General features: G+C 59.3%; 19 protein-coding genes and 3 pseudogenes. 11 read left to right on the forward strand and 11 right to left on the reverse strand.

What is annotated here, in order from left to right:
* From C1D09_RS12830 to C1D09_RS33120, 6 genes are all read left to right on the forward strand, one after another.
* The coding region (locus C1D09_RS12830) for an 8-amino-7-oxononanoate synthase (protein ID WP_143974686.1) at positions 1-777 on the forward strand (777 nt) is incomplete at its 5' end.
* Positions 778-788: 11 nt separating this feature from the next.
* Positions 789-1424 (forward strand): dethiobiotin synthase, encoded by a 636-nt coding sequence (gene bioD / locus C1D09_RS12835; RefSeq protein WP_143974702.1) that lies wholly within the window; start codon positions 789-791, stop codon positions 1422-1424.
* A complete protein-coding gene (locus tag C1D09_RS12840) occupies positions 1424-2689 on the forward strand; it encodes an adenosylmethionine--8-amino-7-oxononanoate transaminase (protein WP_109671403.1) in 1266 nt (421 codons plus the stop codon). Before bioD ends, C1D09_RS12840 begins: the two co-directional genes overlap by 1 nt.
* A complete protein-coding gene (locus C1D09_RS12845; protein WP_027056584.1) occupies positions 2686-3669 on the forward strand; it encodes a beta-ketoacyl-ACP synthase III in 984 nt (327 codons plus the stop codon). Before C1D09_RS12840 ends, C1D09_RS12845 begins: the two co-directional genes overlap by 4 nt.
* A gap of 56 nt (positions 3670-3725) precedes the next feature.
* The gene (gene panD, locus C1D09_RS12850; protein ID WP_143974687.1) at positions 3726-4178 is read left to right on the forward strand and encodes an aspartate 1-decarboxylase; all 453 of its coding nucleotides are present in this window, start codon (positions 3726-3728) and stop codon (positions 4176-4178) included.
* A gap of 284 nt (positions 4179-4462) precedes the next feature.
* Entirely contained in the window at positions 4463-4615 is a 153-nt protein-coding gene (locus C1D09_RS33120) for a hypothetical protein (RefSeq protein ID WP_167514588.1), read from the forward strand.
* A gap of 529 nt (positions 4616-5144) precedes the next feature.
* Here the strand turns inward: C1D09_RS33120 and C1D09_RS12860 are convergent.
* From C1D09_RS12860 to C1D09_RS12875, 4 genes and pseudogenes are all read right to left on the reverse strand, one after another.
* A complete protein-coding gene (locus tag C1D09_RS12860) occupies positions 5145-5735 on the reverse strand; it encodes a NodA family N-acyltransferase (protein WP_027056586.1) in 591 nt (196 codons plus the stop codon).
* Positions 5736-6212: 477 nt separating this feature from the next.
* Positions 6213-6950 (reverse strand): 3-oxoacyl-[acyl-carrier-protein] reductase, encoded by a 738-nt coding sequence (gene fabG, locus C1D09_RS12865; protein ID WP_143974688.1) that lies wholly within the window; start codon positions 6948-6950, stop codon positions 6213-6215.
* A gap of 320 nt (positions 6951-7270) precedes the next feature.
* Positions 7271-8472 (reverse strand): annotated as a pseudogene (locus tag C1D09_RS34210) (beta-ketoacyl-[acyl-carrier-protein] synthase family protein).
* Complete coding sequence (locus tag C1D09_RS12875; RefSeq protein WP_097576709.1) at positions 8473-8748, reverse strand: acyl carrier protein; 276 nt, start codon at positions 8746-8748, stop codon at positions 8473-8475.
* An 809-nt stretch (positions 8749-9557) separates the two neighbouring features.
* Here C1D09_RS12875 and groES point away from each other — a divergent pair.
* Both groES and groL read left to right on the forward strand, forming a co-directional pair.
* A complete protein-coding gene (groES, locus tag C1D09_RS12880; protein ID WP_006333965.1) occupies positions 9558-9854 on the forward strand; it encodes a co-chaperone GroES in 297 nt (98 codons plus the stop codon).
* A 65-nt stretch (positions 9855-9919) separates the two neighbouring features.
* Entirely contained in the window at positions 9920-11584 is a 1665-nt protein-coding gene (groL, locus tag C1D09_RS12885) for a chaperonin GroEL (protein ID WP_143974689.1), read from the forward strand.
* A gap of 88 nt (positions 11585-11672) precedes the next feature.
* Here groL and C1D09_RS12890 read toward each other — a convergent pair.
* Both C1D09_RS12890 and C1D09_RS12895 read right to left on the reverse strand, forming a co-directional pair.
* A pseudogene (locus C1D09_RS12890) lies at positions 11673-11878 on the reverse strand (transposase); the annotation flags it as partial.
* Between the two features lie 202 nt (positions 11879-12080).
* Positions 12081-12938 carry a sterol desaturase family protein gene (locus tag C1D09_RS12895; RefSeq protein WP_097576030.1) on the reverse strand — a complete coding sequence of 286 codons (858 nt, stop codon included), beginning with the start codon at positions 12936-12938 and terminating at the stop codon, positions 12081-12083.
* 599 nt (positions 12939-13537) lie between these two features.
* Here C1D09_RS12895 and C1D09_RS12900 point away from each other — a divergent pair.
* A pseudogene (locus C1D09_RS12900) lies at positions 13538-13904 on the forward strand (IS6 family transposase); the annotation flags it as partial.
* A 291-nt stretch (positions 13905-14195) separates the two neighbouring features.
* The gene (locus C1D09_RS12905) at positions 14196-15689 is read left to right on the forward strand and encodes an NAD-dependent succinate-semialdehyde dehydrogenase (RefSeq protein WP_051355484.1); all 1494 of its coding nucleotides are present in this window, start codon (positions 14196-14198) and stop codon (positions 15687-15689) included.
* A 73-nt stretch (positions 15690-15762) separates the two neighbouring features.
* Here C1D09_RS12905 and C1D09_RS12910 read toward each other — a convergent pair whose 3' ends face one another.
* The 3 genes from C1D09_RS12910 to C1D09_RS12930 all read right to left on the reverse strand — a co-directional run bounded on the left by C1D09_RS12910 (position 15763) and on the right by C1D09_RS12930 (position 18844).
* Entirely contained in the window at positions 15763-15984 is a 222-nt protein-coding gene (locus tag C1D09_RS12910) for a hypothetical protein (RefSeq protein WP_133117242.1), read from the reverse strand.
* A gap of 465 nt (positions 15985-16449) precedes the next feature.
* Entirely contained in the window at positions 16450-17139 is a 690-nt protein-coding gene (locus C1D09_RS12920) for a transposase (RefSeq protein WP_109666679.1), read from the reverse strand.
* 619 nt (positions 17140-17758) lie between these two features.
* Positions 17759-18844: a cytochrome-c peroxidase gene (locus tag C1D09_RS12930; protein WP_143974692.1), complete on the reverse strand. Its 1086-nt coding sequence runs from the start codon at positions 18842-18844 to the stop codon at positions 17759-17761.
* A gap of 787 nt (positions 18845-19631) precedes the next feature.
* Between C1D09_RS12930 and C1D09_RS12935 the strand changes: the two genes are divergently transcribed.
* Entirely contained in the window at positions 19632-19892 is a 261-nt protein-coding gene (locus C1D09_RS12935) for an XRE family transcriptional regulator (RefSeq protein ID WP_027033144.1), read from the forward strand.
* Positions 19893-20906: 1014 nt separating this feature from the next.
* Here the strand turns inward: C1D09_RS12935 and C1D09_RS12945 are convergent.
* Both C1D09_RS12945 and C1D09_RS12950 read right to left on the reverse strand, forming a co-directional pair.
* Positions 20907-22322, reverse strand: coding sequence for a mannose-1-phosphate guanylyltransferase/mannose-6-phosphate isomerase (locus C1D09_RS12945; protein ID WP_143974694.1), 1416 nt, complete (start codon positions 22320-22322; stop codon positions 20907-20909).
* Entirely contained in the window at positions 22322-23755 is a 1434-nt protein-coding gene (locus tag C1D09_RS12950; RefSeq protein WP_143974695.1) for a phosphomannomutase, read from the reverse strand. The genes C1D09_RS12945 and C1D09_RS12950 overlap by 1 nt, the downstream gene beginning before the upstream one ends.
* Between the last annotated feature and the right edge of the window lie 149 nt (positions 23756-23904).

Here is a 23904-nt window from a genome sequence, read left to right on the forward strand (position 1 = left end):
GCTCATGCCAGCATGCATGAGGGGGCCCGCGGTGGCCGCGCCGAGTTCAAGCTCACCGCGCACAACGACGTCGATGCCGTCGAGGATGCGATCACCCGCTGGCGCGCCGACGGCGGCATGGGCAGCGTCTGGATCGCCGTCGAAAGCCTCTACAGCATGGATGGCGACTGCGCGCCGATGGAGAGCCTCGTCGCGCTTGCCGATCGGCATGAAGCATTCATCGTGGTCGACGAGGCGCACGCCACGGGTGTCTGGGGGCCGGACGGCCGGGGGCTGGCCGCCGCGTTCGAGGGCCGTGACAACATCATCGCGCTCCATACATGCGGCAAGGCGCTTGGCGCCTCCGGCGCGCTTGTCACCGCACCACGAACGCTGTGCGACTATCTCGTCAATCGCTGCCGGCCATTCATCTACGCCACCGCGCCATCGCCACTGATGGCAGTGGCAGTGCGCGAAGCGCTCGCCATGCTGTCCGACGAGCCCGTGCGCCGCGTTCAGTTGCAGGAACGCGTTGCCTTCGCGGGCCGCCAACTGGCCGAGCGTTGCGGCGTGGTACCCAGCGGCTCGCAGATCCAGCCCTTTGTCATCGGCGACAACAGGCGCACCATGGCGGTGGCGGCGGCATTGCAGGCTCGCGGTTTCGACATACGTGGCATTCGTCCGCCGACCGTTCCCGAGGGCACGTCGCGGCTGCGCATTTCGCTGACGCTCAACGTCGGCGCAGCCGACATTTCCGCCATGGTCGAGGCGCTCGTTGAGGTGTTGGCCCAAACATGACCGGAGCCGACATGACCAAGCGCATCGTCGTCACCGGAACAGATACCGGAATTGGCAAGACAGTGTTTTCGGCAGGACTCGCCGGCCTGCTCGACGGTTTCTACTGGAAGCCGGTGCAATCGGGCCTCGACGGCGAAACCGACAGCGAGGTTGTGGAACGGCTCGCCGGCCTGCCGATGGGGCGCGTCCTGCCCGAAGTGTATCGCCTGAAGGAGCCGCTGTCGCCGCATCGTTCAGCCGAACTCGACGGCGTCGCGATAGACGTGGCAAAGCTCTCGCTTCCGGACTTGCCGGGTCCGATCGTCATCGAAGGTGCCGGGGGACTGATGGTGCCGCTCAACCGGCGCACCAAGTTCGTCGACATATTCGCACAGTGGCGGATGCCGGTCATTCTGTGCGCCCGCACCACGCTCGGCACGATCAATCACACCTTGCTGTCGATCGAAGCGCTCAGGGCCCGTTCCATCCCGCTCATCGGCATCGCCTTCATCGGCGATGAGGTGGCCGATACGCAGAGGACGATCGTGGAATTCAGCGGCGTGCGCCAGCTTGGCAGACTGCCGCTTCTCGATCCGCTGACAAGTGAGGCGCTGAGGGAAGCGATGGTTGCCGGCTTCGACCTCACAGCGATCGCAGGAGGCGAATGATGACGCAGTCTCGAGTCTGGCATCCCTTCACCCAGCACGCGCTCGAGCCGGCAATCCCCGAGATTGTCCGGACGGAAGGCGCCTATCTTCACAAGGCCGACGGCTCCCGCATCCTGGACGCGATTTCCTCCTGGTGGGTCGTCACCCATGGCCACCGCCATCCCCGCATCATGAAGGCCATCGAGACGACCGCGTCGAGCCTCGACCAGATCATCTTCGCCGGCTTCACCCACGAGCCGGCCGAGCAGCTGGCAGAGGCGCTTGTCGGCCTCGCCCCGCCCGGCCTCGACCGGGTGTTCTATTCCGACAGCGGCTCGACCTCCGTCGAAGTCGCGTTGAAAATGGCGCTCGGCTATTTCCGCAACCTCGGCGCGCCGCGCTCGCGCATTGCCGTCATGGAGCACAGCTACCATGGCGACACCATCGGCACGATGAGCGTCGGCGCCCGCGGCGTGTTCAACGCCGCCTACGAGCCTTTGCTCTTTGAGGTCGACACCATCCCCTTCCCGGCCGCCGGCCGCGAGCAGGAAACGCTGGATCGTTTCGAGGCCGTCAGCCGCGACCGGCGCGTCGCCGCGCTGATCGTCGAGCCGCTCGTGCTCGGCGCTGGCGGCATGCTGATGTATCCGGCTTCGGTTCTGGCTGAATTGAAGAAGATCACTGAGGCCTCCGGCACGCTCTTGATCGCAGACGAGGTTATGACCGGCTGGGGACGCACCGGAACCATGTTTGCCTGCGAGCAGGCGTCCATATCTCCTGATATCCTGTGCACCTCGAAGGGCTTGACCGGCGGTGCCATCCCGCTGGCCGCCACACTTGCCACTGACGCCATCTTCCAGGCTCACTATTCCGAGGACCGCAAGAAGACCTTTTTCCACTCGAGCTCCTACACCGCCAATCCGATCGCCTGCGCGGCAGCGCTTGCCAATATCGAGATCTGGCAGGACGAGCCGGTGGCCGAGCGGATCGCGGCCCTGAGCGCGAAGCAGGCCGCCGGGCTTCAACGCTTCCGGGACAATCCATATTTCTCCGACAGCCGGGCGACCGGCACGATCGCCGCCCTCGATCTGCGTACCGACTCTGCCGGCTATCTGGCCGAAATCGGGCCAAAACTGCGCGCATTCTTCCTTGAGCGCGGCCTGCTTGTGCGCCCGCTCGGCAATGTCCTCTATCTTCTGCCACCCTATTGCATCACCGGAGACGAGTTGGACGGGCTCTATGACGCCATCGAGGAGGCCGGCGAACGCTTCGGCTCAAAGCCATGAGCCGGTCGTCGCGCATTCTCGGGTTTGGTCATCATGCGCCCGCGCGCAAGGTGGAGAACCCGGAAATCGAAGATCGTCTCGGGCTTGAACCCGGCTGGATCGAGCGGCGCACCGGGATTCGGTCGCGCTTCTGGGCAACGGACGAAGACACGCTGTCGGGCCTTGCCGCGCATGCCGGCGACATGGCGCTGGCAAATGCGGGCATCAACCGGAGCGACATCGGCCTGCTGTTGCTCGCCACCTCGACACCCGATCACCTCCTGCCGCCGAGCGCGCCACTGGTCGCACATCGGCTGGGACTGGGTCGTGCTGGAGCGATCGATCTGACCGGTGCCTGCGCCGGCTTCATCTATGCGCTGATGTTTGCCGAAGGCTTTACCCGCCTCCACGGCAAAGCGAGCCTTGTCATTGCTGCTAACATCCTCAGCCGCCGCATCAATCCGGCCGAGCGCGCCAGCGCCGTGCTGTTTGCCGATGCCGCCGGCGCCGTGGTGATTGGTCCGTGCGATGACCCGGATCGAGGCATTCTCGGCGCTTCGGTGGATTCCGACGGCTCGCGCTACGGGCTGATCCAGATTCCGGCGGGAGGAAGCAACAGACCGTTCCATGGCGACCTCGATCTCGAGCAGATCCGCATGACGATCACCGACGGCCGTGAAGTGTTCGGCAAGGCGGTCGAGATGATGACTGCCTGCTCGGAGGACGCGCTCGCTACAGCCCAAATGCGGCCGCAGGATATCGATCGGTTCGTGCCGCATCAGGCCAACGCCCGCATTTTCGACGCGGTCGGGAGGAACCTAGGCATAGCCGATCACGCGATCGTCAAGACGATCGCCGACTATGGCAATTCTTCCGCCGCAACGATCCCGCTCTCGCTGTCGCTGGCCCATCGGATGCAGCCGTTTCGGCCGGGCGAGAAAATTCTTCTGGCGGCGGCGGGCGCGGGCCTCAGCGGCGGTGCCCTCGTCGTCGGAATTTAGCCGAGCGAACCAGCTGCCAAGATTCACCTTGTATGATGATGAGGACAACAGAACCAATGCGAAAAATAGTGGCCGGCAAGCTGCACGGCATTCACGTCACCGAAGCGAACCTCAACTACCATGGTTCGATAACGCTCGACCCCGACCACTGCGAGGCAGCCGGAATCCTGCCCATGGAATTCGTGGAGATATGGAACAAGAATTCCGGAGCGCGGATTTCGACCTATGTCATCCTCGGCGAGCGCGGTTCACGGTGCTGCATCCTCAACGGAGCGGCGGCTCGCACCTGTCAGCCCGACGACGAGATTATCGTCTGCAACTCCATCTACCTGGACGAAGCGCATATCACTTCGCTGAAGCCGCGGATCGTCACGTTCGACCAGGATAACCACATACTCGACCGCCTGAGCTACTCCGTCGATATTGACACAGACGGCCGTTACAGTTTCTCCATTCTTGACGAGGCGGATGAGCCCTTGCTCATTCCTGCCCTGGTCTCCGGGGCGTGAGCCGCGCTCCACAGATGTGCGAGCCTCTTCGCCCGTTGCAACGTGTTCGGCACTGAAGAGCGTCTAGTCTAAGACTCGACGAAGTTGCTGGCGCTCAGCTTCGAAAGGCCGATGCCCACTGCGCCTTGGGCACCGTGGGCGTTCGTGGGATGGCGCAATGTCTCGCAGCTGCTGATCCGCGAACAGCGGTTTGCATGTGTGAACCCTTGTCTTAGGCGGTGGCGGCTAGCAATTCTTGCTGCTTTCTCAAGCGCCGCGGCTGGGTCGTTGACGACCTGGCTTTCATGATCTTTGCCGCCGTGTCGATCAAGCAGGCCACCGTCTTCCGCATCAACCAATCATCGCGAATATGGCTAGCCGAACGGCCGCAAGCAGCATTGGGGTGGGCCTTCGGCAAAGTGTTTCCCGCCGGCGCCCAAAGGCCACCAGCCATCTGACGCCTGATCGGTTACATATCAGGTTCCTCGATCGGTGGCTTGGCAGCAAGACCGAGCCTGGCTCGTTGGCCATCGGCGAAATTTTCGGCGGGAGACTGTGTCTTGAACCGAAGAACTGTCAGTTTGCCGTCCTCGACAATATGAACAACCCATCCCCCACCACAACGCTTGACGCGCACGTCATTAGGTTCGCCAGCCACCATTGCTGCCCCTCATTTTCGTCGCCCTTGGGCTGAGACTGGAAGTCGTTCCCGCACATCGGAAAACACGGGACCTTACGTAACGTCAAGCCCCGATTTTGGGATAGCCGATGCCTTGTCGATTTCAGGGTGACGGCGATTCAGGTCCGCAAAATCCGTGCGCGTGCAACCTCGTGCTCGGATCGACTTAGATGCGCAGATTTTGCATGTTAATTCAGCCTTGTTATCCACAGCTAACGGTAATGGGAACGCGTATTCAGTCCGAGTAGCTCTTCAAAAAAACCGCCGCTCTTGTCCTCAGCGCCATCACCCGGCACCTTCAAGATGTTTCATAGCTCCGGACCGTTCCGAACGATCAGGGTGCCGGATGGCCACTCACTCATCGAGCGTCCAATCGGCACAACCACGACGAGCACGTCCTCGACGCGCGTGGTCGGCAGGTCGAGATACACATCTGCGAGAGTGGACCGCACACGAACGCCCGACACAATCGCCGCCAGGCCGTCTCTGCAGAACCTCTCCATATGGTTCCGCATCGCGTGCCGAACGGTGCCGAAAGCGAATGGAACCCCAAGCTGCTGCAACACTGGATATACAAGGCGCATTGAATGACTGATCCCTTGTCCCTCAAGATCCGGTCGCACCCCGTACAACCCCAGGTCGGCCACCAGGAGCTCGACCTCGTCAACTTTGATGAAGCGGCGTAGTATGCCGATATGACCCGCTACGCCGTGCGCGTCGTAGCTGATTGCGCGGAGCTCCGGCCTCGCACCGGCCCAGCTACGGCCGCCTTCGAATGGCTCTGCGTTGAAGGCCCCAGTCGGTCCGTAGGTCTTTCGGAAAAACTCGGAGAGTTCGACATGGTCGGCCTGTTGCAACTCATTTTCCCAGCACAACCTCCACCGCACGTCAGAGCACATGGAAAGACCTCATCATTGTTGCTGTTTTGTTGGGGAAGCGCCTAGCAGGAGGACGCTTGTCGCATCGAGCCGGCTCGATGTAGCTTGCGCAGGTCACCGAAGAAACTAGCCGCAATGAACATGCGACTCGGTTGTGTTCCGAGCACACCGGAAGGCGTACACCAGAAAAATACTGCTCGGAGCCAATACAAACATCGATAATTACCTTTGGCTTACATCTTTGAAATCTTACTATGCGACGTTCTGCAGAATGGGCAAAATCCTTTGTTTCGATGAATGCATCCACGCTATGGATAGGAAAGCATGCGTTTCAAAGAGCTTGTCTAGCCTCGGCCCCAAGGCGGCCTTTATCACGAGGCTTCGACCCGGCCAGTTGCCCGACCGACCCGCTCGTCAGTTGCCAGACCAACCGACAGCTATGGGTGGGACTTCCTCCACTGTTGATACGCGTCATCGGGGCGCACTGAACTTTTGAGGCTAAATCATTGCCATGCCGCCGTTCACATGAATGGTCTGGCCGGTGATGTAGGCGGCCTCGTTCGAGGCCAGGTAGACCACAGCCGAGGCGACTTCCACGCCGGTGCCCATGCGCCTGGCCGGAATGGCGGCCATGATCGCTTCTTTCTGCTTGTCGTTCAGCTTGTCGGTCATGGCCGATTCGATGAAGCCCGGCGCCACGCAGTTCACCGTCACGCCGCGTGTCGCGATCTCCTGCGCCAGCGATTTCGACATGCCGATCATGCCAGCCTTTGACGCGCAATAGTTCGCCTGGCCGGGATTGCCGGTTACGCCGGACACCGAGGTGATGTTGATGATGCGGCCGTTGCGGCGGCGCATCATCGAATGGGTCAGTTCGCGGGTGAGCCGGACCACGGCGGTCAGGTTGACCTCGAGTACCGCGTCCCAGTCCGCGTCCGACATGCGGATAAAAAGCCCGTCCTTGGTGATGCCGGCATTGTTGACCAGTATGTCGACGCCTTCGAGTTCGGCTTCCGCGTTTGCGCCCAGCGCCTTGACCTCGTCACGGTTCGAGAGGTTCGCCGGAAACAGTCTTGTCCGCCCGCCAAGCTCGGCAGCCAACACCTCGAGTTTTTCGACACGCGTGCCGTGCAGGCCGACGGTTGCGCCCTGCGCGTGCAGCGCCCGCGCCACGGCCTCGCCGATTCCACCGCTTGCTCCGGTGACGAGCGCGTTGCGGCCGGTCAGATCAAACATTTATCGATTCCCTTTCTAAGGACCGGCTTCGCACGGAAGCGGTCACTGGCGGCCATGCGCCTTCCAGACATTATCGGGTACAGCTTTGGACAGGCCCTCGAGCCGGACTCGAAGGGCCTCGCTTAACCTTCCGGGTAGCGGTACGTCCACGTCGCTTCAACAGTTGAGAATTTTACCAAAAAATGGGGCCCGGCTTGTCCAGCTTCCGCTGCCACTTGGCGCATTCACCGAGGCGGTCCAAGGGGCAGGTCCTTCACAATCGTGATCCGGCAAGCATTTGGATCCGAAGATAGAGTCACTGGAGGCATCTCGCATCGCTTTTACACCTGCTTGAACGCCAGAACTGCGTTCATGCCGCCCATGGCGAAGGCGTTGCTCAGTGCCACGCGCACTTTGCGCTCGCGCGCCGCATTGGGCGTGACGTCGAGATCGCAATCGGGATCTGGCTCGCGATAATTAGCGGTCGGCGGCACGACGCCCTCCCGGATCGCCATCACGGAGGCGATCATTTCAAGTGCGCTCGCTGCGCCCAGGCAATGCGCGTGCATGGACTTGGTGGACGAGACCGACATCGAATAGGCATAGTCTCCGAAGACGCGCTTGATCGCCGCCGTCTCGGTCTGATCGTTGGCCTTGGTGCCGGTGCCGTGGGCGTTGAGGTAGTCCACGTCCTCGGCATTCAGCCCGTCGTCGGCAAGGCAAGCGCGCATCGCGGCCTCCGGCCCCTCGATAGACGGCGCGACGATGTGGAAGGCGTCGCCGGAAAGGCCGATGCCTGCGATCTCGGCAAGCATTGTGGCACCGCGTACGGCGGCATGCTCATAGCTTTCCAGCACGGCCATGCCCGCACCCTCGCCTATCACCACTCCCTTCCTGTCGGCGGAGAAGGGCCGGCAAGTATCCGGAGCGAGCGCGCGCATTGCTTCCCATGCCTTCATCTGAAGGCATACGAGCGGCGCTTCGGCGCCTCCGGCAAGCATCCCGTCGGCCCGGCCGAGCCTGATCTGATCCGCGGCCGAAGCGATCGCATGGTTGGCTGATGCGCATGCGGAGGCGATGGCAAAGACCGGGCCGCGCAGGCCGAGACTCATGCTGACCTGGCTGGCAGCGGCGCTGGCAACCCCCTTGGTGCAGTGTAAATGCCAGCACGCTTCGCCCCGCCCAAAAGGAGGTCGCGGTAGGTTTCTTCGACCGTTCCCCAGCCGCAGACGCCCACTGTCGCGCCGAAGCGATACGGATTTCCCTCATGGCAGGAAAGTCCGGCGTGTTGCATGGCTTCGCGCGCTGCAAGCACAGCGAGCAAGCTGTGGCGGTCCATGGAGACGAGCTGGTTGCGGCCGATGTCGTGCTTGGGCAGCTCCTTGATCTCGGTACCGACAGTGCCCTTCATCTCATGAAGCGCAGAAGTGACCATCGGGCGGATGGCGGAGCGACCTTCGCGCATCTCTTTTCAGATAGAGGCGGCGTTGTTGCCTAGGCCGCAAAGCCCGCCCATCCCAGTAATGACGACTCGCCTGTCCAATCAGACCCCCTTCGCGAGCAAACCGCGGACAGCTTCCACCATGTCGCCGACATTCTTGAGATTCGACCAGGCATCCGCCGCGTTCATGTCGATCTTGATGTCGTAGGCCTGCTCCACATCCCAGAGGAGATCCGCCAGACCCAGCGAATCGACTCCGAGCGAGGTCAGTTCCGTGGCAGTCGTTATTTCGCCGATGATGGACGCACTCTCGCCGCTCTCCGATTCGACGCGGTTCTTGATCGTGGCAATGATTTCCGTTGCGAGTTGATCAGCCATTGTGTTCCTTTCCATAGCAATGCCTTTTGACGTGGGTGCGGCGCCATACCTCTGCCAGTCACGTCGCAAAAATCGTCCCTGACCAGGCTTGTGCAACCCACCAACACCAATCGGATTATGGAGACCGGATGAGTTCCGGTTGCTCTGAGGCGTTGGCATCCAACTGCAGCTCATTTTCCCGCGGCAACTTCCATCGCACGTCTGAGCTCATGGAAAGATCTTCTCCTTTCAGGCTCTTTTTTCGCAGTTGTCACACGATGAGGGTAGCGGGCAATCAGGACGTGTGAGGTGCTGTCAATGCGAGATTCCGGAAGATTGAGAAAATCGTTTGTTTCGATGAGATGCATCCACCCTATGGATAGAAATACAGTCCAATAAACGGGCAAGCCTCTGGTGCGGGCGATAATGCTACAGGAGACATCCCGCATGGCCACCCCACGCAAAAGCTGGGCACGTCTCGGTCGCTACTAGATGCTCAGCGCCTCACACTCGCTCTCTCCGGTGCAACGAAACGGCGCTTGCGCATCGCTGAAGGCCCAAGGGGTTAGCGATCCGAAAGGGCGGATATTATCTTTCGGGCCGAGCTTCCGAACACCATCGATTCGCTCGAACTCTTTCAGGCCTGCATCGCCCGGAATATCGTGATCGCCCACCTCTTGTCTTGACTAGCCCCAGCCTAGGCCTTATGCCGTCACCATGTTAGCACTCGTCCTTGGTGAGTGCTAACAGTAGGTCCGGCATAGCCGAGCTTTGTAGGTTGTCCGGCGCTGCCGGACGCTTTTCCCACCGTTCTCATCGAGGAAGAAAAAATGGCAAAGTCGAAGTTCCGCCCGCTTCATGACCGCGTGGTCGTACGCCGGGTCGAATCCGAATCCAAGACCGCCGGCGGGATCATCATCCCGGATACGGCAAAGGAAAAGCCGCAGGAAGGCGAGATCATCGCCGTCGGCTCCGGTGCTCGTGACGAAGCCGGCAAGCTGGTTCCCCTGGACGTCAAGGCTGGCGACCGCATCCTGTTCGGCAAGTGGTCGGGCACCGAAGTCAAGCTCAATGGCGAAGACCTTCTGATCATGAAGGAAGCCGACATCATGGGCATCATCGGCTAACACGCCGCCGCCTTTCATCCGTACCATCCAATCTGAATTTCGGGCGAAATGCCCAGGAGTACAAAATGGCTGCCAAAGACGTAAAATTCTCCCGTGATGCCCGCGAGCGCATGCTGCGCGGTGTCAACATCCTCGCCGACGCGGTGAAGGTCACGCTGGGTCCGAAGGGCCGCAACGTCGTCATCGACAAGTCGTTCGGCGCCCCGCGCATCACCAAGGACGGCGTCACCGTCGCCAAGGAAATCGAGCTCGAAGACAAGTTCGAAAACATGGGCGCACAGATGGTCCGCGAAGTTGCTTCGAAGACCAACGACATTGCCGGCGACGGCACCACGACCGCGACCGTTCTGGCGCAGTCGATCGTCCAGGAAGGCCACAAGGCGGTTGCCGCCGGCATGAACCCGATGGACCTGAAGCGCGGCATCGACCTCGCCGTCACCGACGTCGTCGCGACGCTGATCAAGAACGCCAAGAAGATCAAGACCTCGGAAGAGGTTGCCCAGGTCGGCACGATCGCCGGCAACGGCGACGAGTCGGTCGGCGCCATGATCGCGGAAGCGATGCAGAAGGTCGGCAACGAAGGCGTCATCACGGTCGAGGAAGCCAAGACCGCCGAGACCGAACTCGAAGTCGTCGAAGGCATGCAGTTCGATCGCGGCTATCTCTCGCCCTACTTCGTCACCAACGCCGACAAGATGGTTGCCGATCTCGAGGACGCCTACATCCTGCTCCACGAGAAGAAGCTCTCCAACCTCCAGGCCATGCTGCCGGTTCTCGAAGCCGTCGTGCAGACCTCGAAGCCGCTGCTCATCATCTCGGAAGACGTCGAAGGCGAGGCTCTGGCCACGCTGGTCGTCAACAAGCTGCGTGGCGGCCTGAAGATCGCCGCCGTCAAGGCGCCGGGCTTCGGTGATCGCCGCAAGGCCATGCTGGAAGACATCGCCATCCTGACCGGTGGCCAGGTCATTTCCGAAGACCTCGGCATCAAGCTCGAGAACGTCGGCCTCAACATGCTCGGCCGCGCCAAGAAGGTGTCGATCTCCAAGGAAAACACCACCATCGTCGACGGCGCCGGCAAGAAGGAAGAGATCCAGGGCCGCGTCGCCCAGATCAAGCAGCAGATCGAGGAGACCACCTCGGACTACGACAAGGAGAAGCTGCAGGAACGTCTCGCGAAGCTCGCGGGCGGCGTTGCCGTCATCCGCGTCGGCGGCGCGACGGAAGTCGAAGTCAAGGAAAAGAAGGACCGCGTCGATGACGCTCTGAACGCGACCCGCGCGGCCGTGGAAGAAGGCATCGTTGCCGGCGGCGGCGTTGCCCTGCTGCGCGCGTCGCTGACCATCAACGCTGTCGGCGTCAACTCCGACCAGGCCGCCGGCATCAACATCGTGCGTCGTGCGCTGCAGGCTCCGGCCCGCCAGATCGCGGCCAACGCCGGTGCAGAAGCCTCGATCGTTGCCGGCAAGATCCTCGAGAACAAGGGCGCGACCTTCGGTTTCAACGCCCAGACCGGCGAATATGGCGACATGATCGCCATGGGCATCATCGATCCGGTCAAGGTCGTGCGCACGGCTCTCCAGGACGCGGCCTCGGTCGCCGGCCTGCTGGTCACCACCGAAGCCATGATCGCCGAGGCTCCGAAGAAGGAGTCGGCTGGCGGCGGCATGACTGGCGGCATGGGCGGCGGCGGCATGGGCGGCATGGGCGGCATGGGCGGCATGGATTTCTAAGGTCCGCGCCTCTCACCAATCTCGAAGGGCGGCAGCAATGCCGCCCCCTTTTTTTGGAATGGAGCCGGTCGGAAAAGGTTTGGGGCTCGCGCTTCAGCTTTGCGTTCTCGTCTTCCAAGGCTTTCAGCCGTTTGGCATCGGAGACGTCCATCCCGTCATACTTCGCCTTCCAGTTATACAGCGTCGCCTCGGAGATCCCATGCTTGCGCGCCAGGTCGCCCGCCTTTGCTCCCGCCTCATGCTCACGCAGAACCGCGATGATCTGCTCTCTTCCGTAAACCGCTTTCTCTTCATCAGTCCGTCCTTCAATCGAGGCCGGACTCCTCAGGTGGGGGAAACTACCCGTGGCAGGCCAGTCGTCCGCGCATTGCCCACCTGTGGTAGTTCCAGATCCTACGTCTCCGATAAGGCCAGCGCCAAGGATCCGTCCCCTTCTAGGTCCAGTTGATGGGTTCCGACCTCGACAATCGGATTAGAAGCGTAAAGCTGCGTTCGTTTAATTCCCAGCCTTTTCACCACTTCCGACTTTAGCTCTACGCCAGCGACGTCGATCAAATGGAAACATAACGAAATCGCGCACGGTGAGCGGCTCGGATTGGTCTCGGAGGCCAACTTCCGGCCACTCGTTCTTTTTTGGCCAGTATGCCGTTGCAAAAATCGTGTCCCAGATAGTTGTAAAGAACCCGTAGTTTCGGCGCTGGTGATGGGGTTCCAACGAGTGGTGAATGCGGTGGAACTTGTTGTCGCCAATGATATATCGAAGCGGCCCAAGATTGATGCGGGTGCTAGAGTGTGAAAGATGGACCTGAAAAGTAATCAGCGTCATGGCAACAAAAGGCACTACGCCAGATTCGAAGTGGAACAGCGTGAGTGGTAGTGACACCAACCCTGCGGCAACGAGTGGCTCGGAAATGTGATGATGGCAATTCCATGCCGTCAATTCGCGGATCGAGTGGTGAGTAGCGTGCATGCGCCAGAGGAATGGAACAGCATGCTGAGCGCGGTGCATCCAGTAGTAGAAGAAGTCGCCGGCAATCGCGACCAAAACGCCTGAAAGGACGGCCAATCCATTATTAATGATTGCGTTGTCAGAGTGAAGCAACGTACCGAAATTGATCGTTACAAGCGGCTTTATCCCTAACCAGCCCACGCTCACAGCGTAGAAGTGCCACATAAAGGCACCACATCCGAGGCGAATAATATAATTTCGCACGCCGCGAGCGTATGAAGCAAAACTGTATCGATAAGCCGGAAAGGTTAGCTCCAGCGCGGCGCATAACGTTGCGAAGATTACAACCATCTCAAGCGAATACACGAAGATCTGGGTCATTTGGTTAATATCGAGAATGTGCATTTCTTTGCTCCTGCGAATCCTTCAAAATGAGGGCTCTCATCAACGCAGTGCCTTCGTCACGAGGGCGAGACCAATGTTATGCCTCTCCGGCGCAGCCCTAAACTCGAGTCGGCATCCGGACCGATATCCGCGCAGAAATCACGGCGCACGGCAGGGATGTGCTATGCTGCTTTCACAGAGAGTTAAAATTAGTTTTTTGGATAGACCCATCCATCTCCCAAATGGTTGGAGAAGCCCAGTAGACGAAGTGGTTTGCGCAAAACGACCAGCTATGCGCCAGTGTTGAGGCGGTGCAGCAGAGGTTGCATAGCCAGCAGCGTTGCGAACGGAGATCGTGTCTCAGGAAGTTCTCTAATCGCCTTCGTCAATAGGCTCCTTCTCTCCTCGTTGGTGCAGCACCTGCCGGGCTCAGGGTTCTCTCCGAGGTCGATTGCAAGGATCGCCGCATGTTTGCGTTGGAACGGGTGGGGTCGAACTGGTGTTCGCGGTTCCGTAGGACCGCATGCATGGGAGCGACCTCATCCGCGCAGCGTCCCGGCAAGGATGCAACTCGGGAACTGGAGTTGATGATGGAAATCGAAAACTCCTTTTTAGAGCATGGACCCAACTATGCGCGTCGTTTACGTCGGAAGGCGCCGGCGAAGGACGATATATGGCATCTCGATGAAGTCGTGGTGCGGCATCAACGGTCAGAAATGCTGGCTGTGGCGAGCAGTCGATCAAGAGGGCTATGTGCTCGACGAGATCGTCCAGACGCGCCGCAACACCAAGGCTGCCAGGCGCTTGCTGATGCGGCTTCTGAAGAACCAGGGCATCGCGCCAAAGCGGATTACCGACAAGTTGCGCTCCTACGGGGCGGCAAGACGCCAGGTCATGCCGAACGTGGAACACCGATCGCACAAAGGATTGAACAACCGAGCAGAGAATTCCCACCTTCCGTACCGAAAACGAGAGCGGACGCCACAGGGGCCGTTGCTTATCGGCTTGCCTGAAAAGCCACAGCGGGAACTTGCGCGCCCGTACCTCAAATAACGTGACAGCACCGCAAAAGGGGTTCGCGATGCTCTTCACGAGCCCGTCCCGCGTGTGCCTGTCATGAAGTGAAAGCTTTCCGAAGCGCGAATCGAGATTGAGGCTGTCATTGCTCTCGGCTAATCAGGAAGCTGCTTTTGCAAAGACGGAGGGCCGGTCGATCTCGTCCGATCGTCCGGCACAAGGTGTGCTTATTAGTACATTAGCGCAGCTAGTAACTTAGCCATGAAGGGGGACCACGGTTTGACCGTGACACAGTCGCTGACGAGACGTCTCAAAAATCCCGAGCTATTTGACGATCTGGCCGGTGTGCCTGGTCGGAATGCGGAGCAAGCCACGAGGCGCTTTTCGGTGTTCAATCCCTCAACAGGCGAGCTGTTGGCTGAGCTTCCAGATATGGATGTCCGGGACGTTTCCTTGGCAATCGACAAGGCCGAAGCTGCGCAGGAACATTGGGCGGCGCTCACCGCGCGCGAGCGCTCCGACATCTTATGGGAATGGCACCAACTGATCCTCGACCACAGCGAGGATCTTGCAGCCATTTTGACGGCCGAAATGGGTAAGCCGCTTGCAGAGGCGAAGTCTGAAATCGCCCATGCTGCAGCCTACCTCCAATGGTATGCCGAGGAGGCCAATCGCATCTATGGCGAGACGATTTCGCCGCCTTCTAACGACAGGCGTATGCTGGTAATCAAACAGCCGATCGGTGTTGTCGGTGCCATTACTCCTTGGAATTTTCCCGCCTCGATGGTGGCTCGCAAGATTTCGCCGGCGCTTGCCGCCGGCTGCGCGATTGTTCTGAAACCCGCGGAGCAAACACCGCTTGTCGCGGGTGCTATGTTCACGCTTGCCCGGATGGCAGGTTTTCCCGATGGCGTTCTAAACTTGATCTACGCATCGGAAGGCGATGCGGTTGGGCGTGAACTTTGCTCGAACCCGAAGGTCCGCAAGATTAGCTTCACGGGGTCGACCGCCGTAGGGCGGCTGCTCATGAGGGCGTGTTCGGACCAGATCAAAAGAACCAGCTTCGAACTTGGTGGTAACGCTCCTTTCATTGTTTTTGATGATGCAGACGTAGACGCTGCCGTCGATGGTGCGGTACAGGCAAAGTTTCGGAATGCCGGCCAGACCTGCGTTTCAGCCAATCGGCTTTACGTACAGTCCAGCGTGTATGATGAATTCTGCGACAAATTCACCAAGCGCGTCAGTGCATTGCGCGTCGGTGACGGTTTCGAGCCAGAAGTTTCGATCGGTCCCCTGATCGATAAGTGCGCGCTTGCAAAGATTGAAGATCATATTCGCGATGCTGTGCGGCAGGGTGGGAAGATCCGTTGCGGTGGCAACCGTATCGGCGAATCGGGAACCTTCTTTGAGCCCACGGTGATCACCGACGTCGAAAGGACAATGCGGGTTGCTCAGGAAGAAACCTTCGGACCGCTGGCTCCCATAATCCGCTTCAACAATCCCGACCAGGTGGTACGCGAGGCGAATGACACGATTTACGGTCTTGCAGCCTACTTCTACGCTTCCAATCTAAAGCGTGTGTGGCGCGTGGCTGAAGCCCTCGAATACGGAATGGTCGGCATCAATACGGGACGCATGTCCTCCGAGGCCGCACCCTTTGGCGGAATGAAGCAATCAGGGATTGGTCGTGAAGGGTCGCGCCACGGCCTCGAGGATTATCTCGAAATGAAGTACCTGTGCATGGGTGGGTTATAATCCCGCAGCATCCGCGTCCCATTGACATCGCGCTGACAATCCGCCGCGGCCATCATGGAATGGTGGCCTTCGATCAAGGCCCAGCGTAAACCTTGATGCCGTCATCGCCGCCGCCATCCTCGCCTTCGGCCGTATTCACCGCTACCTGATTCACCACGTGCTTGCCATGTAATCCGCCAGGAGTGGTTTTCCTGTCTCGGCCGCGATACTGGACCAGATCAACGAGCACAGGGGCGTGCTCGCCACCTGTCGAGCCGTGCTCGCAATAAGGAATTCGCCGCGCTGGATTGATCATTAGTCCGACGGCACGGCGGTCCCCTTAATCCGCCCATTGTTTCCGGAGCTTGGTTTGTCGCCGACACATGCGCGAGCGTCCCTCGGGTTCGACCGGCCGCCGATGACCGCCGCGAGCCGAATGCGCTTAACAAGATGGCCAATCGCCCGCTCGATTTGACGCATTCACTAGGAGAGTCCCGGCAAGGGCCTGAGATATTGCTGGCTTTCGCGGCGCAGTGACCCATTGAGCCTGATCAGTTCATACTGGCGTAGAACGTACGGGCGCTTTGCGAGGTCCGATGCACGAAAACCTTGTAAAATAGGCAGGCCGAACTGCCCATCTCGCGGAAAATCCACAAGCCCGGTGCCATCCACCCGCACATCAGGGTGCTGGTGCGCGAAATTTCCGTCCATCCGACAGCCGGCGAGCCTTCGATCACAGTTCTACGATCCGTCTGGTCGAATGGCGGCATCTTCTGAAGCCTTATTGCAGCCCTAGCTTCCTCTTCAGTTCCGCGTTCTCTGTGCGCAGGCGTTCCGCGAGCAGGCTCTTCAATCGCTTGTTTTCTTTCTCGAGGGCGACCAGGTCCTTCAGATCGTCGCCATCGGATCTAGGCGCCGCGGCCCTCTTCCAGTGATAATAGGTCTGTTCCGATATACCGGCCTGCTTTACGGCGCTCTTGAGAGTGGTGCCGCCGCTGATCGACGTCTCGACCTGAGCGAGCTTCTGGGCGCGCTCTTCTCCGGAGTAGACCTTCCGGGCGCTCCGCACGGCCGCTGCTGTTGCTGTTGCTTCCTTCGCCGGGGACGCCGTATTGGCGCCATTCTTGCGACCGGGCTCAGTCTTTGCCTTCCGCGACGGTGGGGTTTTCTTCTTCGTTTCAGGCGTCCTTCCTTTGGGAGCGTGTTCGGTTGCAGTTTCTACTGATTCAGCGTCTAGGGGATTTGCCATGAGATACTCCGCTCGCGGTTTGTGCGCGTGTTCAGCATCAAGGGCTATGACATTAGAGTCAATCAGCCGACGATTTGGCAGATCCATGTCTTTGAGCTCCTCCCTTGTTGTGTCGGCTATAGCTGCGGAGAGATCGACATCGCTCCAGATGGAATGGCCCCGTTTTTGATAATTGCGCTTTTGTTTAACCTCCACAGTGAAGGGTCGGGTCTGCCGCCTCATAGTTTCTTCCTTGTTGGAACGAATTGCACAGGAGGTCGCGGCTGACGAAGACTGAACAACTGGCGCTTCCTCTGTTGCGCCGAGCTATATGGATGAGATAGCCCGAGAGCAAGCGGCACTTGCGGTGTGCATTGACAAATGCTCGAGCCACGTCGCTGGCTGGTCGCAGCTTTGTTTTCATATCGGTGCGTTTGCAGAGCTGCAACAGCTGCTCGCGCGTCGCAACGCCATCAAGCACGTTTTGAAGGGGTGGATCTGAAGGCATCCAGTTTCTGCCGGGCGCACGCCAACGCCGCGCGGAATGTTGTCCGCGATGGCTCGATCAGGTGGTTGCGAGCTTGGCAGCGAATCTAAGGCGGGGGGTGCATGCAGCGACATATCACGACACAGTCGGCTAGTCGGAGCGTCTGATCGACGTGGCCGGCAAGGCGGTCATGCTGTCGTGACGCATGTGGGCGTCGACGGGTCAGGTTTTCATTTAGCGTTTCAATTGAATTCGGAAATGAAAGTCCCCCTAGCTTTCCAGTTGGATAGGCCTCGCCGGAAGTCATGATCGTCTCGTCCCAGTGAAGGTCGCAATCATTCGTGATTCCGACCTTCGCTAGCCAGCTCCGGCCAATCATTGCGGGAGGATATGCAATACAGGTCGAGGCGTTGTCGGCGTTTCGGCGGGTAAGACGGGATAGGCGACCTCCGGTACTTTTCCGGTCAGCGAATTAAGGAAGGCAACGAGCAGGTCGACTTCTTTTTCCGTCAATTCTTGGCCGAGCTGGGTGGTCCCCATAATTGCGACGGCCTGTTTCAGATCCCAAACCTTGCCCGAATGAAAGTATGGCGCGGTGAGTGCTACGTTCCGCAACGGCGCCACGCGGAAAACATAGGAATCGTCGGCTTCATGGGTCACGGCAAATCGGCCTTTGTCGTTTTCCGGCAGGACATCGGTGTTGGGCTTTTCAACGAGGCCGAATGGGGAATAGCCCTCCCCACCCACGTTGATACCGCCGTGGCAGGACGAGCAGCCTTTGTCCATGAAAAGCGTCAGGCCCTGTTTCTGTTCGGAAGTCATAGCGGCGTCATCGCCGTTGAGGAAGGCATCGAAGGGCGCCGGTGTGACCAGTGTCGCCTCAAAGGCTTCGATTGCCTTGGCGACGTTTTCGAAGGTGACGCGATCGGCTTCGCCCGGGAAAGCTGAATTGAACCACTCGACATATTGCGGCATCGACTTGAGCGTGGCGATGAGTTGACCTGGTGTGTTGGCCATTTCGACAGCGGCTTGGATCGGTGCCTTGGCCTGAACCTTCAGGTCTTCAGCACGACCATCCCAGAACTGCGCTATGTTGAAGACAGCGTTCAGTACCGTCGGCGCGTTGCGCGGTCCCTTCTGCCAGCCATGGCCGATCGAGCTTTCATGATTGTCGTCGCCCCCGGTGGCCAAGTTGTGGCACGAATTGCACGACAAGACGCCTGACGCCGAGACGCGTGGATCGAAGAACATTGCCTTGCCCAGGGCTATCTTCTCCGGTGTGATCGGGTTGTTGGCGACTGTCGGCGTGATGGATGGTAGAGCCTTGAAGGTGGCCCGTGCTGTTTCTCTGAGGTATACGGGGATCGTTTGCGCAGCAAAAGCGATGGCCGGCAACGCGACAGCCACCGTAGTGAATAGGATTTTCACAAGTGATCTCCCTGCGTTTTGCACGGAAGCCATTGTTGATATGCGGTTCGTGAACGCTTTGCGCTAAAGGCGGCAATCCTCTTTGCATAAAATCGATTCTGACGCGGACCTGACATATTGTCTTCCTTCGTTGCATTGCGCGATGTCACCCACGATGAACGCCAGTCGGTATCTCCTGTCGCCTCTCGAGAAGCATCAAAAGTCGTGCCAACTGAGCAGAAGAAACCTCCGGGGGATTTTCTGGTCATCATTCAATAGGTTGAAGGAATTCGCAGCAAAGCGCAGCCCTACTCCGGTGTCGCGGATCTGACAGCCAACAGTCGGGCTGAAACAGAGAGATGTTGGTCCCTCAGCGTCTTGTCCGATGGGCACCCGGCCTCCTGCATGGGCGGGAGGGGACCACACGGTATTAAAGCTCAAGATGAACGCCGCCGGCAAGCATCGCTAGACAGTCCCCGCAGATACTTTGACGCTGGTCCGCGAGCTGGTGCGCCTAGTGCCCGACCGCCAGATCGCGGCTCCTCAATCGCGCCGCAAGCCGACGGCGCGTTAAAGCGGCCGCGCAATCATCGATGTGAGCGTGATGACGGCGCTGCACTGTGTCGTCGAATTGTGGCCACTGGAGCAATCCTCGTAAAGCGAGCCAAGGTTCTTGATCTAAACGGCGGCGGCCGCCATATTAGCGTAGCGCCTCTCACACGTTCGAGAGTGATCGCATTTGTGGATGCCGCCGGCTCGGGCTGTTTCGGCATCCTATTTCAACATCGGCCGCCGCTTGTTTCGAGTTATCGAATGGCCGTTCTCTGCATTTGGAGGCAAAATGACCGCAACGCCTTTCGCGCTGCCCGAGGCAGTGCTTACCGCAATCTCAAACGGAAAACCCGTAATTCAGGCATGTCGGGAACATCTTGGCTATTCGACCGAGGACGTTGCCGTGACCAGCGGTCTGACAGTCGAGGAGGTCGGGCTGATCGAATCTGGCCATTGTTTCGACAAGGGCTATCGCGATCGGATCGCTCGGGCGCTTGGCTTGGCTGAGAGTATCTTCGATGAAATCTGGGGTATCCCGAACGCTGCCTGACGTCGGCCTCTGAAGATTACCCGCCGCCTGCCAGGTCGGATCAAAATCCCAAGGGTATATCAATACCCTTACGGCGGCGGGGCGGTGGCAGAATTCTTATTTCTACGGAATCGATTCGCTCTGCGGAAGATCGGCCTCATGCTGGGTGACACGGATGTAACCTTGGCCCGCACGAGAGGCCAGATCTGTGGATAGAGAGAACCGGCTAGCCGGTTGATGGTACGAGGGCATGTGGACAAAATATCCCTACCCGATGGTGGCGCCGAACTACGGCACAACGATCGGCGCTTGCGAAGTCGAGCGCTTAGACGAAAGATTTCGGCGAAACCACCCGAGGCCATCAGGAAGGTTCGTCACGATGAAAGCGATCCCTTGCCCGTTCTGCACAAGCTGCGAGGTTAGGCCATATGAGACGGACGAGGCGCGCGTTGTGATGAAATGCGAGGACTGCGGTGCATCGGGGCCGGTCTGCATCGACGAAGTCAACGCCGTCGAAAGCTGGAATTACCGTCCATCTGCCCAGCCCGAATAGGATTGTTCACTTGGCATGGCGATAGCGATGCGCCTACGTCTAATGGCCCCGGTCCGTCACCGGCGCGCAGGAGCGTATTATCTTCGTCAGCCGGTGCCGCGTTTCTCTTCCGGGCCCCCGCCTGTCAGCCCGGCGCATGCTGGCCTACCCCGTCAGAGTGCCAGGCCGCTCATGTCGCGCCTGCCGTACATGGCAACGAACCTTATCGCGCACCTGATCGACTGATATTGCCGATCACCTTCCGCAACTCGAGCGGCTGTAGCAGCGCATGCCGTTGCAGCGGATGCGCAAGTGTCGTCTGACAATCTCGCCGGAAAACTGCCGTCTCAACAATTCGGCCAGCCTGTCGTTCGACATCGCTCACTAGCCGTACTCATAAAACCTGTTCTGGTTTGCCTCCCCTAGCAGCCGGTCGCCTGACAGCCCACATGCCGACGCAGGTTCGGTCTGCAAGCCACCGTAGGGCATGTGACGTTGGACTGTCAGGTTCGACCGTATACGTCCTCAAGCCGCACGATGTCATCTTCGCCGAGATACTCGCCGCTTTGAACCTCGATCATCACCAGTCCGATATTGCCGGGGTTTTCGAGCCGGTGTTTGTGGCCGCAAGGGATATAGGTGGATTGATTGGTGGTCAGGAGTAGCTCCTGGTCGCCGTTGACTATTTTCGCAGTGCCGCTGACCACGACCCAGTGCTCGGAGCGGTGATGGTGCATCTGCAGGCTCAAGCGTCCGCCCGGCTTCACCTCGATGCGCTTGATCTTGAAGCGCTCGCTTTCCTCCAGAACCGTGTAGGTGCCCCAGGGCCGGTGCACGGTACTGTGAAGCAAGTGCGCTTCATGTCCCGCAGCCTTGAGGCCCTCGAAGAGTTTCTTGACGTCCTGGACGCGATCGCGGGATGCAACAAGCAATGCATCTGGGGAATCCACGATCACCAGGTCGCTGATGCCGACGGTGCCGATGACGCGTTTGTCCGAGCTTATGTAACTGCCCACGGTGTCGACCACATGGACATCGCCGCGAATCCTGTTGCCGCTCGCGTCAGCGGCGACCAGTTCGGCCATTGCGTTCCAAGATCCAATGTCGTTCCACCCCATTTCGCAGGGAACGACAGCGAGATTGTGGGTTTTTTCCATCACCGCATGGTCGAGTGAAATACGCGGCGCCATGGCGAAGTGCTCAGATGAGAGTTCGACGCTGGCAACATGTTCGCCGTGGCTGACGCGAGCGTTATTATAGCTATCGAGAACGGCATCGATCACCTCCGGGCAATGCGCAGCCATTTCGTCGAGCATGACCTGTGCCTTGAAGCAGAAGATGCCGGCGTTCCAGAAGAAACGTTTGGACGCGACATAAGATTTGGCAGTCTCGGCGTTCGGTTTCTCGACGAACCGGACAACTTTCTCACCGTCGGCCTCGATGTAGCCGAATGCGGTGTCTGGCCTATCCGGGGTTATGCCCAAGGTTGCGATACGCCCCTGCTGCGCCTGTTCGATTGCCCGGTTCATGGCGGTTTGAAATGCGGGCAGATCACCAATCATATGGTCGGCGGGAAAAATACACAGAACAGCATCGGGACCCTGTGTTGCCTTGGCATGGACGGTTGCCGCAGCGACGGCGGCGGCGGTATCCCGACCCTCAGGCTCAAGCAGAAAGGTGCGTGGCAAAACAACGGAATCCAGCTCGTCGAAAACGTCTTTCGTAAGGAAGAGGTGCCCCGTGGACGTCACGGTAACAAGCTCCACTACATGCTGCATCGAAGCGGCGCGCAACACGGTGTGCTGGATGAGCGAAAGTCCATCCGCCACCTTGAGGAAAGGTTTGGGGTGCGATTGCCTTGAGGCGGGCCAGAGCCGCGAACCAGCTCCACCGCTGATGATGACCGGAACCACTTTCATCAAAGGTCCTCTATCTCGTCTGTAAGCGCGAATGCCTGTGCCCCTTGCAGCGTCGAGGCGACGATCGCCATGGCCCTGCTCTCGGTCGAAGCTTCCGAGTAGCAGCGCAGTTCCGGGGCATTGCCGGAAGGCCGCAGATGTATGATCTCACCTGAAAGCATCCGCGCCCTGAGGCCATCGGTTTCGTCAACTTCGGCGACGGTCCCGAACGAGGCAAGAAAGTGCTGCAGTGCGTTCCGGCTTGCGAGATGATCCATCAATCTGCGTGAACTTTCCGCGGGGAAGTTCTGAAGCCGGTCACTGGCGCACACAGGAAGATTCCAAAGCCCGCGCAGTCGCGACAGCTTCTTTTTTGTCGACGCCATGGTACCGAGGACGGCCAGGATCGGGAGGAATGAGTCCCGCGTCGGCAGTGCAGTCAATGTCTTCCCATTCACCGCACAATCCGAGCCCAGCAGAAAACCACCATTGGCCTCAAAGCCGACGATGACGCCGCCGGCGCCGTGTAATGCTTCCATTGCTTCAATGACAAATGGAGACCCGACTTTCGTCCTCTGGACCGCGAAACCAAAGGCCTTCGAAATTCCCGAATTGGAGGTCACTGGCGTCACGATCGTGTCTGCCTTCAGGAAAAGAGCCGTTGCAAGCCCAACCAGGTCGCCGCGAAGAAGATCGCCATTTTCATCAGCGATGAGTGGCCGATCACCGTCCGCATCGGTCGACACGATGGCATCGAGACCGAATTCGCGGACCCACTTCTTCAATTTTGCGATTGTTGCTGCGTCCACGGCTTCGGTATCGACAGGTACGAAGGTCCCGGTTTTCCCGACGGCGACCACGCTGGCACCGAGCGATCGAAGAACCTGTACCAACAGTTCCGCCGCGACCGAACTGTGCTGATAGACACCAAGTCTCATGCCGGAAAGTGAGCCCGGCTCCAGCATGTCATGGGCGCGCTCTCGATAAGACGCGATCGCTTCTTCACGGTGCATAGGCCACGTCGCTCCCAGACAAGCCGTTGGTAAGCAATACGCAATTGATCTTTCGGCTACAAAGCGCGTAATCGCGGCCTCATCCGCCTTGCTGATTTCACCATTCGGGCCATAGAATTTGATGCCATTGCGATCGGCTGGAATGTGCGACCCGGTGACCATAAGAGCCGCCGCGCCGTGTTTGCATGCATATAGTGCCAGGGCAGGCGTAGGTATGGTGCCGCAATCGATCGGCTGGAAACCATTTGCGGCCAACCCCGCCATGCAATTGTCGGCTATCGCCTGACTGCTGTCACGTAGGTCGCGGCCTATGAAGACCGGACTATTCGGCTGAACCCGGCTGGAAATCAAACGCCAAGCGAAAGCTTCGGCATAAAGTCCGCTGGCCTTGCCGACCAATTCCGAAGCCAATCCTCGAACGCCGCTTGACCCGAATTTCATGATTTCGCTTTGTTAGTGGACAGGCAGGGTGGGGTCATGTTGCAATGGGCCAGTACTTTCTATTGCAAGCGCCATCGTTGTCAGCCACCTGCTGTTTAGATATGCGGTCTCTACAACACGGTGTGGCGTAAGGACCCCTCAGAGTTCCG

The organism is Mesorhizobium intechi (genome assembly GCF_002879535.1).
GTDB lineage: Bacteria > Pseudomonadota > Alphaproteobacteria > Rhizobiales > Rhizobiaceae > Mesorhizobium > Mesorhizobium intechi.